The organism is Sphingomonas panni (genome assembly GCF_022664435.1).
Lineage (GTDB): Bacteria > Pseudomonadota > Alphaproteobacteria > Sphingomonadales > Sphingomonadaceae > Sphingomonas > Sphingomonas panni.
The window spans coordinates 13,676-31,352 of the sequence record NZ_JAKREU010000009.1 but is presented as its reverse complement, the minus strand read 5'-3'; the positions used below and the strand labels follow the sequence as shown (position 1 = coordinate 31,352).

17 protein-coding genes are annotated in these 17,677 nt (G+C 68.0%); 9 read left to right on the top strand and 8 right to left on the bottom strand.

Going from position 1 to position 17,677, the window contains the following annotated elements; translation table 11 throughout:
* Positions 1 to 8 precede the first annotated feature (8 nt).
* On the top strand, positions 9 to 890 hold the full coding sequence (locus MF609_RS15915; RefSeq protein ID WP_242417135.1) for a glycosyltransferase family protein: 882 nt from the start codon (positions 9 to 11) through the stop codon (positions 888 to 890).
* Here the strand turns inward: MF609_RS15915 and MF609_RS15910 are convergent.
* On the bottom strand, positions 812 to 2,032 hold the full coding sequence (locus tag MF609_RS15910; protein ID WP_242417134.1) for a glycosyltransferase family 4 protein: 1,221 nt from the start codon (positions 2,030 to 2,032) through the stop codon (positions 812 to 814). The two genes, MF609_RS15915 and MF609_RS15910, sit on opposite strands and share 79 nt — an antisense overlap.
* Complete coding sequence (locus tag MF609_RS15905) at positions 2,029 to 3,093, bottom strand: glycosyltransferase family 4 protein (RefSeq protein WP_242417133.1); 1,065 nt, start codon at positions 3,091 to 3,093, stop codon at positions 2,029 to 2,031. The genes MF609_RS15910 and MF609_RS15905 overlap by 4 nt, the downstream gene beginning before the upstream one ends.
* 82 nt (positions 3,094 to 3,175) lie before the next feature.
* Between MF609_RS15905 and MF609_RS15900 the strand changes: the two genes are divergently transcribed.
* From MF609_RS15900 to MF609_RS15880, 5 genes are all read left to right on the top strand, one after another.
* On the top strand, positions 3,176 to 5,245 hold the full coding sequence (locus MF609_RS15900; protein ID WP_242417132.1) for an HAD-IIB family hydrolase: 2,070 nt from the start codon (positions 3,176 to 3,178) through the stop codon (positions 5,243 to 5,245).
* Positions 5,242 to 6,075 (top strand): glycosyltransferase family 2 protein, encoded by an 834-nt coding sequence (locus MF609_RS15895; RefSeq protein WP_242417131.1) that lies wholly within the window; start codon positions 5,242 to 5,244, stop codon positions 6,073 to 6,075. Before MF609_RS15900 ends, MF609_RS15895 begins: the two co-directional genes overlap by 4 nt.
* 87 nt (positions 6,076 to 6,162) lie before the next feature.
* Positions 6,163 to 6,822: a ribulose-phosphate 3-epimerase gene (gene rpe / locus MF609_RS15890; RefSeq protein ID WP_242417130.1), complete on the top strand. Its 660-nt coding sequence runs from the start codon at positions 6,163 to 6,165 to the stop codon at positions 6,820 to 6,822.
* Positions 6,819 to 8,558, top strand: coding sequence for a heparinase II/III family protein (locus tag MF609_RS15885; protein WP_242417129.1), 1,740 nt, complete (start codon positions 6,819 to 6,821; stop codon positions 8,556 to 8,558). The genes rpe and MF609_RS15885 overlap by 4 nt, the downstream gene beginning before the upstream one ends.
* An 83-nt stretch (positions 8,559 to 8,641) precedes the next feature.
* Positions 8,642 to 9,148 carry a hypothetical protein gene (locus MF609_RS15880; protein WP_242417128.1) on the top strand — a complete coding sequence of 169 codons (507 nt, stop codon included), beginning with the start codon at positions 8,642 to 8,644 and terminating at the stop codon, positions 9,146 to 9,148.
* A 103-nt stretch (positions 9,149 to 9,251) separates the two neighbouring features.
* Here MF609_RS15880 and MF609_RS15875 read toward each other — a convergent pair whose 3' ends face one another.
* The 3 genes from MF609_RS15875 to MF609_RS15865 all read right to left on the bottom strand — a co-directional run bounded on the left by MF609_RS15875 (position 9,252) and on the right by MF609_RS15865 (position 10,567).
* Positions 9,252 to 10,031 carry an SDR family oxidoreductase gene (locus tag MF609_RS15875; protein WP_242417127.1) on the bottom strand — a complete coding sequence of 260 codons (780 nt, stop codon included), beginning with the start codon at positions 10,029 to 10,031 and terminating at the stop codon, positions 9,252 to 9,254.
* A gap of 63 nt (positions 10,032 to 10,094) precedes the next feature.
* On the bottom strand, positions 10,095 to 10,400 hold the full coding sequence (locus MF609_RS15870) for a hypothetical protein (RefSeq protein ID WP_242417126.1): 306 nt from the start codon (positions 10,398 to 10,400) through the stop codon (positions 10,095 to 10,097).
* Positions 10,401 to 10,414: 14 nt separating this feature from the next.
* Positions 10,415 to 10,567, bottom strand: coding sequence for a hypothetical protein (locus MF609_RS15865; RefSeq protein ID WP_242417125.1), 153 nt, complete (start codon positions 10,565 to 10,567; stop codon positions 10,415 to 10,417).
* A gap of 128 nt (positions 10,568 to 10,695) precedes the next feature.
* Here MF609_RS15865 and purH point away from each other — a divergent pair, with 128 nt between their 5' ends.
* The 3 genes from purH to MF609_RS15850 all read left to right on the top strand — a co-directional run bounded on the left by purH (position 10,696) and on the right by MF609_RS15850 (position 14,124).
* Positions 10,696 to 12,285 (top strand): bifunctional phosphoribosylaminoimidazolecarboxamide formyltransferase/IMP cyclohydrolase, encoded by a 1,590-nt coding sequence (gene purH / locus MF609_RS15860; RefSeq protein WP_242417124.1) that lies wholly within the window; start codon positions 10,696 to 10,698, stop codon positions 12,283 to 12,285.
* Positions 12,286 to 12,461: 176 nt separating this feature from the next.
* On the top strand, positions 12,462 to 13,064 hold the full coding sequence (locus MF609_RS15855) for an HAD-IA family hydrolase (RefSeq protein WP_242417123.1): 603 nt from the start codon (positions 12,462 to 12,464) through the stop codon (positions 13,062 to 13,064).
* Positions 13,042 to 14,124, top strand: a complete 1,083-nt coding sequence (locus MF609_RS15850) for a glycoside hydrolase family 43 protein (protein WP_242417122.1) — start codon at positions 13,042 to 13,044, stop codon at positions 14,122 to 14,124. Before MF609_RS15855 ends, MF609_RS15850 begins: the two co-directional genes overlap by 23 nt.
* 7 nt (positions 14,125 to 14,131) lie before the next feature.
* On the opposite strand, the gene MF609_RS15845 is transcribed toward MF609_RS15850, so the two are convergent.
* From MF609_RS15845 to nadB, 3 genes are all read right to left on the bottom strand, one after another.
* The gene (locus MF609_RS15845) at positions 14,132 to 14,635 is read right to left on the bottom strand and encodes a phytanoyl-CoA dioxygenase family protein (RefSeq protein ID WP_336944884.1); all 504 of its coding nucleotides are present in this window, start codon (positions 14,633 to 14,635) and stop codon (positions 14,132 to 14,134) included.
* 169 nt (positions 14,636 to 14,804) lie between these two features.
* Complete coding sequence (locus tag MF609_RS15840) at positions 14,805 to 15,881, bottom strand: serine hydrolase (RefSeq protein ID WP_242417121.1); 1,077 nt, start codon at positions 15,879 to 15,881, stop codon at positions 14,805 to 14,807.
* A 121-nt stretch (positions 15,882 to 16,002) separates the two neighbouring features.
* Positions 16,003 to 17,592 carry an L-aspartate oxidase gene (gene nadB / locus MF609_RS15835; protein WP_242417120.1) on the bottom strand — a complete coding sequence of 530 codons (1,590 nt, stop codon included), beginning with the start codon at positions 17,590 to 17,592 and terminating at the stop codon, positions 16,003 to 16,005.
* Positions 17,593 to 17,677: the final 85 nt, after the last annotated feature.

Genomic DNA, 17,677 nt, shown 5'->3' with positions numbered 1-17,677 from the left:
TGCCACCAATGGACGAAACGATCACCGGCCCGCGCTGCCCGATCTGCGGCAATGATCGCTGGCACGACCGCGCGATGCCCGAATGCAACCATTGCGGGCTGGCGCTGGCCGACCTGTACTTCATGCCGGCTACGGTGCGCGCGGCGATCCGGTCGCTGCTGATCGACGGTACGCCCGCCGCCGGCATCGCCCTCGCACCGCACGCCCGGCGCAACGCCGGCTGGGCGCTGGGACTGGTGACGGATGGCGATGGTTGGCGGTCGGCCACGGCCCAACCGCACGCGATCACGCTGGGCATGATCGCCCGCGCCGGAGAAAGCGACCATGTCGCCCGGCTGCTGACCGACCTTGCCCCGCACTTCGCCGACCGGATCGTCCTGCTCGACGGCAGCGAGGGCGATGCGGCGGCGCTGGCACGGGCGGTTCCCGGTGCCCAAGTCCATGCCCATCCGCTGGCGGGTGACTTCGCTGCGCAACGCAACCGGGTGCAGGCGCTGGCGACGGGCTGGGTGCTGCAACTCGACAGCGACGAGACACCGGACGCGGCGTTGCTGGCGGCGCTCGGCTGGCTGACGGCGGCGGCGGATTGTGACGGGCTGTGGGCGCTGGGCCTGCCGCGCCGTAACCTCGTCGACGGCGTGCAGTCGGCGTTATGGCCCGACATCCAGTATCGCCTGACCCGTGCGCATATCCGTTTTGCCGGCACGGTCCATGAACGCCCTGTCGTCCCGTTCGAACGGACCTCGCTGGCGCTGGCGGGGGCGATCGAGCATCATCTCGACCGCCCCCGGGTGATCGAACGCTCGAAGGTCTACGAGGCCATGTCGGCGGGTGCCGGCCGCCCCGGCGACGAAGCCGCCCTGCTGCGCCCCTTTAACGACGCGCCATAAGCGGCGACCGTTTCGGCGGCGAGGCCGGCGCGGGTAAAGCGCCCCGCCGCGACTCTTGCCGCCGTCGACAGCGCCTGCCGCAGATCGCCATCGCGCAGCATCCGCCGCAAGATCGCGCCCAGCGCGTCGGCCGTGCAGTCGTCCGCCAGCAACCCCGCGCCGCTGCCGCCGACGAACAGTCTTGCGCTCGGGTCTTCGCCGCACGCCGCGATCGGCCGGCCGAAGGTCATCGCCTCCTGATAGACCAGCCCGAAACTCTCATAGCGTGACGGCGCAACGACGATATCGGCAGCTGCGAGCGCAGCATGGAGCGCGTCGTCCTCGACCCGGTGGAAACTGTCGATCCGGCGGAGTGCGGCCGGCGGCAACCGGTCCAGTTCGGTGCGGTGCAGCCCGATCATCGTCAGCCGGAAATCGGGCAGGCTGCCGGCGTCGGCCTCCGCCGCCAGTTGGGGCAGCGCACCGATCAGCGCGTCGGTGCCCTTGCGCGGTTCGTTGCGCCCGACGAACAGCAGCCGCAACTCATCATTGCCCGGCGGGTAGGATGCCGCCCGCCCCGCATCGACGATGGCCGGCGGCAGGCTGAGCCCGATCACCGCATGGCCCTGCCCCGGCGGCCGCGTGCCGTACAGCGTTGCGACCTTCGCGCCATGGGCTTCGGTATTGGAGATCAACCCGGCCGAGGCGCGCGCCGACAGCGCCTCCAGCGTCACCGCCGCCCAGCGATCGATCCGGTCGCGCAGGGAACGGGGTTTGGCGGCGCTGGTCGCGACCGGGGTCGAATTGCGGGTGACGAGCGGCGCAGGACCGGTCAGCGCGACCCACAGTCCCGGCGCATACCAGTTGGTCGCCTCCACCACGTCGAACGGGCGTTCGGCATGGAGCCAGCGGACGGTGCGCGCGATCATCGCCGGGCCGCACAAATGACCGATGCCGGGCCAGCGCCTGAGCCGCGCGAGCCACCCGTCCTCCGCCGCGCCGATCACCTCGACTCCGTCGCTGCTGCTGCGACCGGTCCGGTCCATCGTGACGACGCGCACATCGTGTCCGGCTTCGGCGAGTGCGTGCGCGATCTCGCAGGCCGCGCGCGACAACCCACTCTTTTCAGGCGGATAGGCCCAGGTGAGGATGCCGATCCTCATGCGCCAGCGCCCTGCGCCAGCGCGATCCGTTGCCGGTAGAGCGTCACATAATCCTCCGCCATGCGAGTCGCCGTAAAGCGTTCCTCGAACCGCTTGCGCACCCGCGCCCGGTCGAGCGTGTCGATCCGGCCCAGCGCCTCGACGGCCTCGTCCTCGGTCCTCACGATGAAGCCGGTCACGCCCGGTTCGACCACTTCGCGCACGCTGCCGCGATCCCAGGCGATCACGGGCGTGCCGCACGCCATCGCCTCGATCATCACCAGCCCGAACGGTTCGGGCCAGTCGATCGGGAAGAGGAGCGCCGCCGCCTCGCCCAGCAGCGCCTGTTTCGCACGATCGTCGACCTCGCCGACATGCACCGCGTCGTCACTTAGCAACGGCGCGACCCGTTCGTCGAAATAGCGCGGATTGCCGACATCGATCCCGCCTGCCAGCCGGATCGACCGTCCGGCGGCACGCGCCACGCGGATCGCGACGTCCGGCCGCTTCTGGTCGGTCATCCGCCCGATGAACGCGATGCCTTCGCCCCCTGTCCCGGCGGCGAACCGGTCGGCCGGAATGCCGTGATGCACCACGCCGGCGCGGTTGGCGCGCGGCAGGTCGCGTGCCTGCGCCTGCGAGATCGCCGCGACCGGCAGCTCGGGAAAGCTGTGGAAGAAGAGCTTCCGGTCCAGCTCGTCCAGCCGCCAATGGACCGTGGTCAGGCTGCGTCCGATCCGGCTGCCCAGCACGGCCGCATGGGCGAACTCGCCATGGCAATGGACGATATCGAACTCGGTCAGATGCGCGGCCAGCAACCCCAGTTGCGCCGCCTCCAGCGCGGCGGGCACGCCGGGCGCGACCGGGCCGTGATAGGCTTCCAGCGCCGACAGGCTGGGATGCGCCGACAGATGGCGGGCGGTGGTCACGCTGTCGCTCGGACCGATCAGCGTCATGTCATGGCCCATCGCCATCAACGCCTCGGTCAGGTCGGACACGACCCGCTCGGTTCCCCCCGCCCCCCTTGGCGGCGTGGGGTAGATGACCGGGGCGACCTGGGCGATGCGAAGCGGGGATACCATCGCCCACCGGAACAAAGCGGAGGCGCAACGGTTCCTGTGAGGGCGGCAACAAGTCCGCGTTTTTTAACGGGAAAGTTCCGTAATGTTCATCCTTCACCTCGCCCTGCAGGGATGTCTTCGCGCGCGGGAGGTTGAATATGGGGTGACGGCGGATACCGGCGGTCACATCCGCTATCTTCTCGATCTGGTCGCCGCTACGGGGCGGCATGCGGGGATCGAGCGTACCGAGATCGTCACCCGCGCCTTTCGCGGCGGGCCGCTCGGCGACGGCTATTGGCGCGCGGTCGAGGCGATCGACGACACGACGCGGATCGTCCGCCTGCGCTCGGCGAGCGACGCCTATCTGGCCAAGGAAGCGCTGTGGACCGAAACCGACAGCTTCGTCGACGCGCTGGTCGCGCATATCGAGGGGCTGGACCGTCGCCCCGACCTGATCCACGCCCATTATGCCGATGCCGGCGCGGTGGCGGCGGCGATCAAGGCACGGCTGGGCATTCCCTACATGTTCACCGCCCATTCGCTCGGCCGGGTGAAGCAGGCCGCGTTCGGCACCGATTGCGCGGAAACCGCCGGCCTCGAACGCCGCATCGTGATCGAGGACCATGCCATCGCCCATGCCGATGCGATCATCGCCTCCTCGCGCGACGAGGCGGAGGTGCAATATGCCGGCTATCCGAGCTATGATCCCGGCCGCATCCGCATCATCCCGCCGGGCAGCGATCTGGGGATGTTCGCGGGCACCTGCACCGATGCGATGGTCGATGCACGGATCGACCGCTTCCTCGCCGACCCGTCCAAGCCGGTGATCCTCGCGCTGGCCCGCCCGGTCAGCAAGAAGAACCTGGCGGCGCTGGTCCATGCCTATGGCCGATGCCCGGCGCTGCAGACCGCCGCGAACCTCGTCATCGTGGCGGGGACGCGCGACGATCCGCGCAGCCTCGAACCCGAACTGGCGGGCAACATGGCCGAACTGTTCGCGCTGATCGATCGCTACGACCTCTACGGATCGGTCGCGATCCCCAAGACCCATGCTCCGCATGAAGTACCCGCCATCTATGCACATGCCCGGGCGAAGCGCGGCATCTTCGTGAACCCGGCGCTCAACGAACCCTTCGGCCTGACCCTGCTGGAGGCCGCCGCATCGGGCCTGCCGCTGGTCGCGACCGACAGCGGCGGGCCGAACGACATCATCGAGGGGTGCGACAACGGCATCCTCGTCGACCCGCGCGATCCGATGGCGATCGGCCGGGCGATGCTGAAGATCCTGTCCGACGATGCGCTGTGGGACCGCTATTCGCGCGCCGGGGCCAGCGTGGCGGAGCTGTACGACTGGGACGGCCATGTCACGCGCTATGCCGAACTGGCAGCAGCGGTGATCGCTCCGCCGGCCCCGGCCGTCGCCAGCCCGCGCCTGCTGCTGATCTCGGACATCGACAACACGCTGCTGGGCGAGACCGAAGCGGCGCAGGCGTTCAACCTGTGGCATGGCGACCAGCACGACATGGCGTTCGGCATCGCGACCGGCCGCAGCCTGCACAGCGCGCTGGCGATCCTCGCCCAGAACCAGGTCGCGCCGCCCGCCGTCATGATCACCTCGGTCGGGTCGGAAATCTACCACCGCGTCCATGGTGGGGTATATGAACGCGACGATGAATGGACGGCGATCATCGACGCCGGATGGGACCGTGCCGCCATCGCCGCACTGCTGTCGAGCCGGGGCGAGCTACGCCCGCAAAGCCCGCTCGAACAACGCAGCCATAAACTGAGCTACTTCACCGGCGGCGAGGCCGATATCGCCGAGCGGGTCCGCGACCTGCTCGCCGCCGCCGGCCTGACCGCTTCGGTCATTCACAGCCATGGCCGCTATCTCGATATCCTTCCGCTGGCCGCGTCGAAGGGGACGGCGGTCGACCATGTCCGCCGCCGGGCGCAGATGCGCCGCGATCAGGTGATCGTCGCGGGCGACAGCGGCAACGATGTCGAAATGCTGCGCGCCTGTGCCCATGCGATCATCGTCGGCAATTATTCGGACGGCCTCGCCCAGCGGCCCGACCTCGCCCACAGCTATGTCGCGCGGCGCGGCTATGCGTTCGGCATCATGGAGGGGGTCGCGCATTTCCGGCGACTGCCGGCGCAGCGACTGTCGGCGTGATTTCGGTCTGTACGCTGGTGCGCGGGCGGACCGCGCAACTGGCACAGCTGATGGCCGGCCTTGCCGAGCAGACGCGCCGGCCCGACGAACTGGTCATCGCCTATATGCAGGATCATGCGCCGGACGGCCTGCCCGATCCCGGCGTGCCGGTGCGCAACGTGTTCGTGCCGGGCGATCCGATGCCGCTTGCCGAAGCACGCAACGCGGCCGCCGAGGCCGCGCGGGGCAATCGGCTGATCTTCCTCGACGTCGACTGCGTGCCGTCACCGACGCTGGTCGAACGCTATGCAAACGCACTGGACGCCGCGCCCGCGGTCTATCTGGGTGAGGTGCACTATCTCCCGCCCGGCCCGTTCGACCCGGCAAGGGGCGTCCGCCATCCCGCCAAGCCGGCGCTGGCCGCGGACGAAATCCGTCCCGTGCCCAGCCATGGCGAGCTGTGGGGCCTGTCCTTCGCCCTGCCGCGGACGGCCTGGGACGCGGCGGGCGGCATGGATACCGGCTATGTCGGCTATGGCGGTGAGGAAACCGATTTTGCGTGGCGGCTCGAAGCGGCCGGCGTCCCGATGGCATGGGTCGGCGGCGCGGTTGCGTGGCACCAGCATCACGCCGTCCATATCCCGCCGCTGCACCAGTTCGACGCGATCCTGCGCAACGCCACGCGATTTCGCGCGCGGTGGGGGCGGTGGTGCATGGACTATTGGCTGGGACAGTTCGCCGATGCCGGACTGATCCGCTGGCACGCCGACTGCGACACGATCGAACGGCTGCGGGAACCGAGCCTGCAAGAGGTCATCGCAAGCCGGCGCGAGGACGCGTTGTTCAGCTAGCGCCCAATCCGGCCAAGTCGCACCAATTGTTGCATGTTCCTTTACCCTTTGCTTGCCGAGTCGGCAGACCATGCTAGGACGGGCCCCATGCAACCCGTCCGTATCGCGCCGTCCATCCTGTCCGCCGACTTCGCCAAGCTGGGCGAGGAAGTCCGTGCCATCGATGCCGCCGGGGCGGACTGGATTCATATCGATGTGATGGACGGGCATTTCGTGCCGAACCTGACCATTGGCCCGGCGGTGGTGAAGGCGCTGCGCCCGCATAGCCCCAAGCCGTTCGACGTCCATCTGATGGTATCGCCGGTTGACCCGCTGGTAGAAGCCTTTGCCGAGGCCGGGGCCGACATCCTGTCGGTTCACCCGGAGTCGGGCCCGCACCTCCACCGCACGCTTCAGCGGATCAAGGCACTGGGCAAGCGCGCCGGCGTGGTGCTGAACCCCGGCACGCCGGTCGAAGTGGTCGATCAGGTGATCGATCTTGTAGACCTGCTGCTGGTGATGAGCGTCAATCCGGGGTTCGGCGGACAGAAGTTCATCGACAGCCAGCTGCGCAAGATCGAGGTGCTGCGCGCGAAGATCGACGCGACCGGTCGCCACATCGACCTGCAGGTCGATGGCGGGATCGACCGGGTAACCGCGCCCAAGGCGATTGCCGCCGGGGCCGACTGCCTCGTCGCCGGCACCGCGACCTTTACCGGCGGCCCGACCGCCTATGCCGCGAATATCGCCGCACTGCGCGGCGCATGATCCCGCCCCAGCCGATCGACGAACCGCAGGGCGAGATCGACGTCGGCAAGCGGCTGGTGCGGCAGGGCGGCGGCACCGGACTGTCGCTGTCCGAACGCATCGCCGAGAAACTGCAACAGCTGGCATGGCGCACCCCGTTGCACGGGCTGCGGCTGAAGGGGCGGCATCCGCTCAAGCTGATCGCGATCGCCGACGACCCGTTCTTCGGCGACATGGCGCGCGGGCAGGCGTTGTTGCGCGGCGAGTTGATGTTCCGGGGCGAGAGCGTCCCGCTTGCTCGCCTCGGCCTCGACCGTCCCAAATTCTCCAGCGCCTTTGCCGAGCATCTGCATAGCTTTGCGTGGCTGCGCGACCTCTCCAGCGTCGCGCCGCGCGTAACCGCGGTGCCGATCGCCGAGACGCTGATGCTGCAATGGCTGGCGGCGCATGGCGAGCGGGTGTCCGAACCGGCGTGGAGCGGGCATGTCACCGGGCGGCGAATGCTGTTCTGGATCGCCCACGCCCCGCTGATCCTGTCGTCGACCGATCTGGTCTATCGCTCGCGTGTGCTCAATACGATCGCGCGCGCCGCTAGGCACCTCGATGGGGAAGCGGGGAAGGCTTCCGCAGGCATCCGCGCGATCACGGCCTGGGCAGGGGTGGTCGCCGCTGGACTGGTCATACCGGGCGGCGATCCGCGCCGCGCATTCGGCGAACATGGCCTCGCGCGGGCGCTGACCAACGGACTGTTCGAGGATGGCGGCATCGTCGGCCGCTCGCCCGCCGAACAGCTGGACGCGGTGATGACGCTGACCGCTTTGCGCGAAATCTATGCCGCGCGGCGGATGGACGTGCCCGAGGCGCAGGGGCTGGCGCTGACCCGGATGGTCGCGGCGCTGCTCGGCGTGTGCCATGGTGAGGGGGGCCTCGCCTGCTGGCAGGGATCGGGGCCGGTCGACGGCGAACGCATCGCCGATGTCGTCGCGGCGACCGGCGTGCGCACGCGTCCCCTGCGCCATGCCGGCGACTGGGGCTATCAGCGGCTCGCTGCCGGGCGCACCGTGCTGATGGTCGATTGCGCCCCGCCGCCGGTCGCGCGGGCTGCGCGGGAGGGCTGTGCGTCGACGCTGGCGTTCGAACTGTCCGATGCCGGGCAGCGGATCGTCGTCAATTGCGGCGGCGCGGGCGCGGCCTTGCTGACGCTCTCCCCCGAGCTGCGCCGCGCGCTACGCACCACCGCCGCCCATTCGACACTGGTGCTGGCCGATGCCAATTCGACCGCAATCCATGCCGACGGTTCGCTGGGCAAGGGCGTCGGCGTGGTCGACTTGGCAAGGCAGGAAAGCGACGCGATCAGCCGGATCGAGGTTGCGCATGACGGCTATGCCAAACGCCTCGGCTTCCAGCATCGCCGCGTCCTGACCCTATCCGCCGATGGTCGCGACGTGCAGGGCGAGGATATGCTGATCCCGACCGGCCGGCGCGGACGCAAGGGGGAGACGGGGTTCGTCGCACGCTTCCACCTCGCCCCCGGAATCGAGATCGCGCCGACGCCCGACGGACAGGCCGCGTTCCTGCGCATTCCGGATGGCGGCCCGGTATGGCAGTTCCGGTGCAAGGGCGCGACGCTGGGCGTCGAGGAAAGCCTGTGGATCGACGAGGGCGGCACGCCGGTGCCAACCTTCCAGCTGGTGCTGTCGGGCGCGACCCCGGCCGGGGGCCATGATTTTTCGTGGCGGTTCCACCGCGCGCGATAGGATGAGGAGATAGGGTGATGTTGTTGCTGGCTGCTGCACTGGTCGCCCTTCCCGCCCCCGATTGCCGCTATGACCGGGCGGCAATGCTGGCATTGGACTATGACGCGTTCGATCAGGATATGGCGGGTGGCTGGCGTGGTCTATCGAATCGGGGATGTACGGCAGAAGCGGCCAACCTGATCCGCGACTGGCGCACGGCGCATGGTTCCGATGCACCCGACATCCGCCTTCTGTTCTGGCACGAAGGACAAATGCGGGCCGAGATCGGACAAAAACAGCAGGCGATCGCCTTGTTCGAGCGCAGCCGCAAGCCGGCCGAGATCGATCGGGTTTGGGGCTGGAACCGGTATGTCGATGGCACCATCGCATTCCTGCGTGGCGACCGGTCGGGGCTGGAGCGCGCCCGTGCCGCACTGGCCGCCCTGCCGAAGCCACCCGAGTTGGCCCAGACAGTTGGGCCGGACGGCAAGCCGACGAAATTGCAGTGGCCAAGAAATCTCAACATACTCGATGGGTTTCGCCGCTGCTGGAAGCAGCCCTATCGCCAGGCCTTGGCCTGCGCCGTGCCGACGTCGGTGAAAAAGGGGTAATCCGTCCCTATCCCGTCACCCCGGGCTTGACCCGGGGTCCCGCTTCTTCACTGCGGCCGGTTAGAGAGCGGGATCCCGGATCAAGTCCGGGGTGACGATGAGCCTACCCCGGCGACGCAGCCGATCCGGCCAGCAGTCCGCCATCGATATTGACCTCGGTCCCGGTCATATATGCCGCTTCGTCCGACGCCAGCATCGCCGCGACTGCCGCGACCTCCTCCGGCAATCCGAACCGCTTGAGCGGCGTGTCGGCGACCAGCGCCGCCATCCGCGCCTCCCGGTCGGGGCCGTCGCCCAGCATCGGTTCCCAGATCGGGGTCAGGATCGCTGCCGGATGGACCGAGTTGCAGCGGATGCGCCAGCCCTGCTGCGCGCAATAGAGTGCGACGCTCTTGCTATGATTGCGGATCGCCGCCTTCGATGACGCATAGGCGGCCGCGCCCGGAATGCCGACCAGCCCGGAGCGTGACGAGATGTTGATGATCGATCCGGTGCCGGCCGCCTTCATCGCGCCGATGGCATAGCGACAGCCGAGGAAGGTGCCGTCGAGATTGACCGCATGGACCGCGCGCCAATCCTCCAACGAGGCATGTTCGGGGTCGTGGGCGACCATGCCGCCCTCGAACCCGGTCACCCCGGCATTGTTGACCATCACATCGGCTGTGGGCACGTCGCGCGACAGCCGTGCCCAGTCGCCCTCCTCGCGCACGTCGAGCGCGATGAACCGACAGCCGAGCGCATCGGCGGCGGCCTGTCCGGCATGGGCGTCGATATCGGTCAGGACGACGATGCCGCCCTCTTCATGAAAGCGCGTGGCGATGGCATGGCCGATCCCGCGCGCCGCGCCGGTGACGACGCAGAGTTTCGATTGCAGACGTTGCATTAGGGGTCCTTTCATCGAAAAGCATCTTTGCCCTGCCAACGCTATCCGAGGTGCTATCGGGCGTCACGGAACCGGGATGATCGCAAAGAAATCCGATCCCGTCGCGCTGGACAGGCACGGACCCAGTATCCGGGCGTCCTGTGCGCCTGCATCCCGATACACCGAGAAACAATAACGCCGGGCATCGTCAAATGCCGCCGGCCGGGCGCGAAGTGCATCGAAAAAGGGCGCACTGGAAACGCCCCGGATGGCACGGCGGACGTTGCTTTCCACGTGATTGGCAGCAATCAGCGAATAGTCCTGTTCATTGAAGCAGTTGCTATCCCCGCCATAGCGTTCGATGCAGAAGCGATAGGCGGCATCGCGCATTGCCGGCGTTGCCGCTACCAGTTTGCGTCCGACAGCTTCCAGGTCGCGGTCGCCCCGAATGTCGAAGCCAGTTGCGCGGCCTTGATCTGTGCATCCACGTCGTTCGTCGATGGTGAACAGCCTGCCAGCAGCACGGAAATGAGAAAGGGGAAGCCATAGCCACGCATTCCGAATCCTCCGTTTCGCAACACCATGCGTCGTCAACGTATCGCGAGGAGACGGCTTCCCCAACCGCCGAAAGTCGCAACCCGCGCCCCCTTGCCCCGCCGCCGCATTCGCGCGAAAGGGCGCGGCCATGGATCATGTCACCGCACAGCGCGCGCTCCTCTCGGTTTCCGACAAGAGCGGTATCGTCGACCTCGCCACCGCCCTTGCCAACCATGGCGTCGAGCTGGTTTCCACCGGCGGCACCGCCAGCGCCTTGCGCGACGCCGGCCTCACCGTCCGCGACATTTCGGAGCTGACCGGCTTTCCCGAAATGATGGACGGGCGGGTCAAGACGCTGCACCCGGTGGTCCATGGCGGGCTGCTGGCGGTGCGCGACAATCCGCAGCATGTCGCGTCGATGGACGAACACGGCATCGGCGCGATCGATATCGTCGTCGTGAACCTGTATCCGTTCGAAGCGACCGTGGCCAAGGGCGCCGACCGCGACACGATCATCGAGAATATCGACATTGGCGGCCCGTCGATGGTGCGTTCGGCCGCGAAGAACCATGATGCGGTGGCGATCGTCACCGATCCCGCCGACTATGCCGCGCTGATCGCCGAACTGGCCGAGACCGGCGGCGCGACGACGCTCGCCACTCGCCGCCGTCTTGCCGCGAAAGCCTATGCAGCGACCGCCGCCTATGACTCGGCGATCGCACAGTGGTTCGCCTTCGCCGATCAGGGACAGGCATTCCCCGACACGCTCCCGCTCGCCTTCACCCGCGGCGCGGAGCTGCGCTACGGCGAGAACCCCCACCAGTCGGCCTCGCTCTACATCCCGCGCGGTCCCGCCGCGCGCGGCATTGCGCAGGCGGAGCAGGTGCAAGGCAAGGCGCTGAGCTACAACAATTACAACGACGCCGATGCCGCGCTGGAGCTGGTCAGCGAATTCCGCGACGGCCCGCCGACCGTGGTCATCGTCAAGCACGCCAATCCGTGCGGCGTCGCGACCGGCGCGACGCTGATCGAAGCCTATCAGGCCGCCCTCGCGTCCGACAGCGTATCGGCGTTCGGCGGGATCATCGCGGTCAACCGTCCGCTTGACGGAGAAACCGCGCGCGCGATCAGTGGCATCTTTACCGAAGTCGTCGCTGCCCCCTCGGCCGATGACGAGGCGAAGGCGGTGTTCGCCGCCAAGAAGAACCTGCGCCTGCTGCTGACCGGCGATCTGCCCGATCCGGCGCGCGGCGGGCTGATGGTCAAGACCATTGCCGGCGGGCTGCTGGTCCAGTCGCGCGACGGCGGCAATCTGGGCCAGGTCGACCTCAAGGTCGTGACCAAGCGCCAGCCGACGAGCCAGGAACTGGCCGATTGCCGCTTTGCGTGGACCGTCGCCAAGCATGTGAAGTCGAACGCGATCGTCTATGCCAAGGACGGCAGCACGGCGGGTATCGGTGCAGGCCAGATGAACCGGCTGGAATCCGCTCGCATCGCCGCGTGGAAGGCGAAGGACGCGGCGGACAAGGCCGGCTGGAGCGAAGCACGCACCATCGGGTCGGCGGTCGCATCCGACGCGTTCTTCCCGTTCGCCGACGGCCTGCTGGCCGCGGTCGAGGCGGGCGCGACGGCGGTGATCCAGCCGGGCGGATCGATCCGCGACGACGAAGTGATCACGGCGGCGGACGAAGCGGGCCTCGCGATGGTATTCACCGGAATGCGCCACTTCCGGCATTGAGGCGCAGCACGCTTCCTCATCGATAACGTACCCCCGCGCAGGCGGGGGTCCAGAGCGCCGCACGCAAGCGTTTGTTTTGCTTGGCTCTGGGCCTCCGCCTTCGCGGGGCCACGATCGGGAGAGATGGCCCCCAAGGTTCGTTTGCCTCCCCCGCTCCCACCCGGTACGACGCCGTCATGCCGTCGTTCCACAACGTCCCCTATGCCGCGTTCCTGTTCGACATGGACGGGACGCTGCTCGATTCCAGCGCAGCGGTCGAGCGGGTCTGGCGGCGCTGGTGCGACCGGCACGGCATCGATGCCGAGGCGCTGATCGCGATGTGCCACGGCGTACGGGGCGAGGACACGGTCCGCCGCTTCGCCACGCCGAGCATGAATGTCGATGCCGAAGCCGCGTGGCTGAACGCCGCCGAACTGGAGGATGTCGACGGTGTCGTTGCGATCGACGGCATCCACGACCTGATCGAGGGGCTAGCTCCGCACGAATGGGCGATCGTCACCTCCGCCCCGCGCAACCTTGCCGAAGTGCGGTTGCGGGCGATCGGCCTGCCGATCCCGAAAGTCTTCATCACCGCCGAGGATGTAACGCGGGGCAAGCCGGACCCGCAGGGCTTCTGCCTAGCCGCCGAACGACTGGGTGTGGCGGCTGCGGACTGTCTGGTGTTCGAGGATTCGCCTGCGGGCGTCGCAGCGGGCAAGGCGGCCGGCGCAGCGGTCGCGATCGTAGGGCCGCGCGTGGCGGCAGAGGAGGGGACCTATGCGATCACCGATTATCGCTGACCTGCGCGTCGACCGCCGCACGCTGCTGGCCGGGCTGGGCGCATCGCTGGCGCTGCCGCGCGCGGCGCTGGCGGCCAATCCGGCCTTTCCCGGCTGGTATGCCGATCCCGAAATCCGCATCTTTCGCGACCGCTACTGGATCTATCCGACCTATTCGGCGGACCAGGGCACGCCCGCGCCGGCCAGCCGCTTCACGCCGTGGCAGGCGAACGAGCGCAAGGCCCCGCATATCTGGCACCCGTTCCTGCGCCAGACGTTCCTCGATGCCTTTTCGTCGCCCGATCTGGTGCATTGGACGCGGCACCCGCGCGTGCTGGACGTGGAGCGCGTCGGCTGGGCGGCCTATTCGATGTGGGCACCTTCGGCGATCGAGCATCGCGGGCGCTATTATCTGTTCTTCGGCGCGAACGACATCAAGAACGATGCCCAGACGGGCGGCATCGGCGTTGCGGTGGCGGACAAGCCGGAAGGACCGTTTCGCGACGCGATCGGCAAGCCGCTGATTAACCGGATCGTGAACGGCGCGCAGCCGATCGACCAGATGGCGTTCCGCGACGATGACGGGCAGGTCTATCTCTATTATGGCGGGTGGAAGCACTGCAACGTCGTGCGCCTGTCCGATACGCTGACCGACATCGTGCCGTTCGCCGATGGTACGACCTTCAAATCGATCACCCCGTCCCCCGATTATGTCGAGGGGCCGTTCATGGCCAAGCGGAACGGCGTCTATTACCTGATGTGGTCGGAAGGCGACTGGACCGGCCCGGACTATCGCGTCGCCTATGCCACCGGGCCGAGTGCGCTGGGGCCGTTCACCCCGCGCGGGGTGGTGCTGCAACAAGATGCACGGGTGGCGCGCGGTGCGGGGCACCATTCGCTGTTGCAGGTTCCGGGTACCGACGACTGGTACATCGTCTATCACCGCCGCCCGCTGACCGAGACCGACGGCAACCACCGCGAAGTCGCGATCGACCGCCTCTATTTCCGCAAGGACGGCAGCATCGCGCCGGTGCTCATTACCGACCGGGGCGTGGCGCCGAGGTTGCTCGGCAAGCGATAAGGGCAGGCTACACGCCGAGCCATTCCAAGCCGTTCGGCAGTGGGTCGGCGGAGAAATCGACCTGCAGCACGCGCCGCCGGATCGGACGGACCGCCGCGTCCGATGCGTGCAGGATCGGAGTGGCATACAGCCAGACGTCGCCCGGTTCGGCCAAACATGCCGCAACGCCGTAGTCCTCCACGACCGATGGAACGGCATCGACCGGCACCCTTCCGACCCGATGCGATCCCGGCGCGATCAGCAAAGGCGCATTATCCGCATCGACCGAGTCGAGATGTACCCGGAGCGTCACCATCTCGGCCAGCAGGGCAAAGGGTGGCTCGACATGGTGCAGCCCCGCCTTCAGCGTCCATGGGCCGAAACCCGGCGTTTCGATCCGCTCACGGACGCAGATCGTGCGGTCCTGGTGCCAGCCGAGCGCCCAGTTGGTCGCTTCGCTCTTGTCGAACAGGATCGCGCGGACCGGACGACAGCTATCGCCCAAAGCGCGGGCAGCAATCGCCCCAATCACGCCATTGGCGACCAGCAGCGATGCCAGCGCCGCATTGCCGGTGACCCTGACACCGGCCCGGTCGGGCGGAACCTCGGCCAGTGCAGCCTCAATCAGCGGCAGTTCGTCCGCTACCGCGCCATCGAACCGTTCCGCCCCATGGGTGGCGACGCGCAGCGCTGCGGCTTCCCTACCCGTGTACCGCGACGATCGATGACACGACCGTCTGGATCAGCTGCTGGCGTTCGGGCACCGGTCGCGAGGTATCGCCGATCATCACCGCGACGGCATAGGATTTGCCGTCCGGCGCGGTCAGGATGCCGACATCGTTGAAACCCGCCGTACGCCCGCCCAGATCCTGTCCGGTGCCGGTCTTGTGCGCGACGCTCCACCCGGCGGGCAGCGCGGCGCGGATGCGGGCGCGGCCGGTGCGAGTATGGCTCATCGTGTCCAGCAGCCAGCGGGTCGACTGTTCGGACAACAGCATCCCGTGATGCAGCCGCGCCAGCGCATCGGCGATGGCACCCGCGCCCGCGCCATCGGGCGGATCGGCCACATAGGCCTGATAGGCCGCGCGGCGGACATTGGGGTCCAGCCGCGAACGCGCCTGCGCAAAGGCGTTGCCCTGCGAATATTCCTGCTTCCACGGCAGACCGGCGGTCTTCGCCTGCAACAAGCGTTCGCCCGGGCCGAAGCGGATATTGCCCAGGCCCCGGCTGGCGATGAAGTCGCGTACCGCGACCGGGCCGCCGGCAAGGTTCAGCAATTTGTCGTTCGCCGTATTGTCGCTCATCGTCAGCGCGCGGCGCAGCAGGTCGCCGACGGTCGTGTTGAACACGCCGTCCTTCATCAGATAGGCAATCGGCTGGTGAAACAGGGTCAGGTCGCTGCGGGTGATCGTGACCGGGGTGGTCAGCGCATAACGCCCCTCGTCGATCGCGTTCATCATGGTCAGCGCGACCCACAGCTTGCTGACCGATTGCTGCGGCATCCGCTGGTCCATCGCATGGCCCACGACCCAGCCGTCGTCGATGCTGCGCACCGCGATGCCGACCTTGCCCTGGAACCCGCCGCCCAGCGCGTTGATCGCCGACACCAGGGCCGGCGGCGCGGGCCGCGTCTGTGCCGGCAGCGGCACCGGCACGGCATAGCGTGGCGGCGCGGCCTGTGCCGCGGGCGGCAAGGTGCGCGTCGCCATTCCGGCCCCGCCCAACGCAATCACCGCTACCATCAGCGCCGCCTTGCGCGACCCGATTCGATTCAACATGTGTGCGACCATCTCACCCCGGACTGTGGCCCGACCATGCTTGTCCGGATGTTAACATGACAGGGCACAGCCGGTCGCTTGCGACGAATCCCCCCACAGGGACGACGAACGGCGGGGCTCGTTATGGAACGAGAATGGTATCGACCGCTTGCGGCTCGGTTTCGGGATAATCCAGCGTGTAGTGCAGGCCGCGACTCTCCTGCCGCCGGAGCGCCGACCGCACGATCAGATCGGCCGATTGCAACAGGTTGCGCAGTTCGATCAGGTCGGCGGTGACGCGGAAATGGCCGTAATAATCGGCCACCTCCTCGGTCAGCATCGCGATCCGGTGGCGCGCCCGCTCCAGCCGCTTGGTCGACCGCACGATACCGACATAGTTCCACATGAAGCGGCGGATTTCGGTCCAGTTCTGCTTGATGACCACTTCCTCGTCGGAATCGGTCACGCGGCTTTCGTCCCACGGCCGGATCGCGGGCGGCGGCGGCAGGCTGCCCCAGCGCGCGGCGATGTCCTTCGCCGCCGCTTCGCCGAATACGAAACATTCGAGCAGCGAGTTGGACGCGAGGCGATTGGCCCCGTGCAGCCCGGATTGCGACACTTCGCCGACCGCATAGAGGCCGGGCAGGTCGGTTCGCCCGTCGCGGTCGATCAGCACGCCGCCGCAGGTATAATGCTGTGCCGGCACGACCGGGATCGGCTGGGTCGTCATGTCGATGCCCAGCCCCAGCAGCTTTTCGTAGATGTTGGGGAAATGGCCGCGCACGAACGCGGGGTCCATATGGCTGATGTCGAGATGGACATAATCGAGGCCGAAGCGCTTGATCTCCGCATCGATCGCCCGCGCCACGATGTCGCGCGGGGCCAGTTCGGCGCGCGGGTCGTAATAGGGCATGAAATTCTTGCCCGTGGTCGGGTTGATGAGCTTGCCACCCTCGCCCCGGACCGCTTCGGTGATCAGGAAGTTCTTGACCTCCAGATTGTAGAGGCAGGTCGGGTGGAACTGCATGAATTCCATGTTCGACACGCGACATCCGGCGCGCCACGCCATGGCGATGCCGTCCCCGGTCGCCCCGCGCGGGGCAGTGCTGAACAAATAGGTCCGCCCGGCCCCGCCGGTGGCGAGGATCGTCGCGCGCGCGGTGAACAACTCGACCCGGTCGGTCGCGCGGTTGAACGCATAGACGCCCCACACATTGCCCGCGCCCGAATAGCGCAGCTCGTGCCGGCTGGTCGCCAGGTCGACCGCGACCATGTCGGGCAGCAGCGTGATGTTGGGATGCGCCCGCGCCGCGCGGATCAGCGCCTCCTGCACCGCCCAACCCGTCGCGTCGTCGACATGGACGATGCGGCGATGCGAATGCCCGCCCTCGCGCGTCAGGTGCAGCGCCTCGCCATCCATGTTGAACGGCACGCCCAGCGACGCCAGCCGCTCGATCGCGGCGGGGGCGGACTCGACGACGAACTCGACCACGGCGCGGTCGTTCAGGCCCGCCCCCGCGACCATCGTGTCCTCGACATGGTTTTCGAACGTGTCGCCCGGTTCCAGCACGGCGGCGATCCCGCCCTGCGCCCACGCGGTCGACCCTTCGTTCAGTGCGCCCTTGGCCAGCACCGTCACGCGGAACCGCTCCGCCAGGTGCAGCGCGGCGGTCAGGCCGGCGGCTCCCGACCCGATGATGAGGATGTCGCTCTGGGCAGGGTCGTGGGACAAGATGCGCTCCGGTTGATTTGTCCGACGACTAGGCGCGTTTCGTAGGGCGTGACAAGCGTGTCCAAGGGTGCAGGCGCCGCTACTC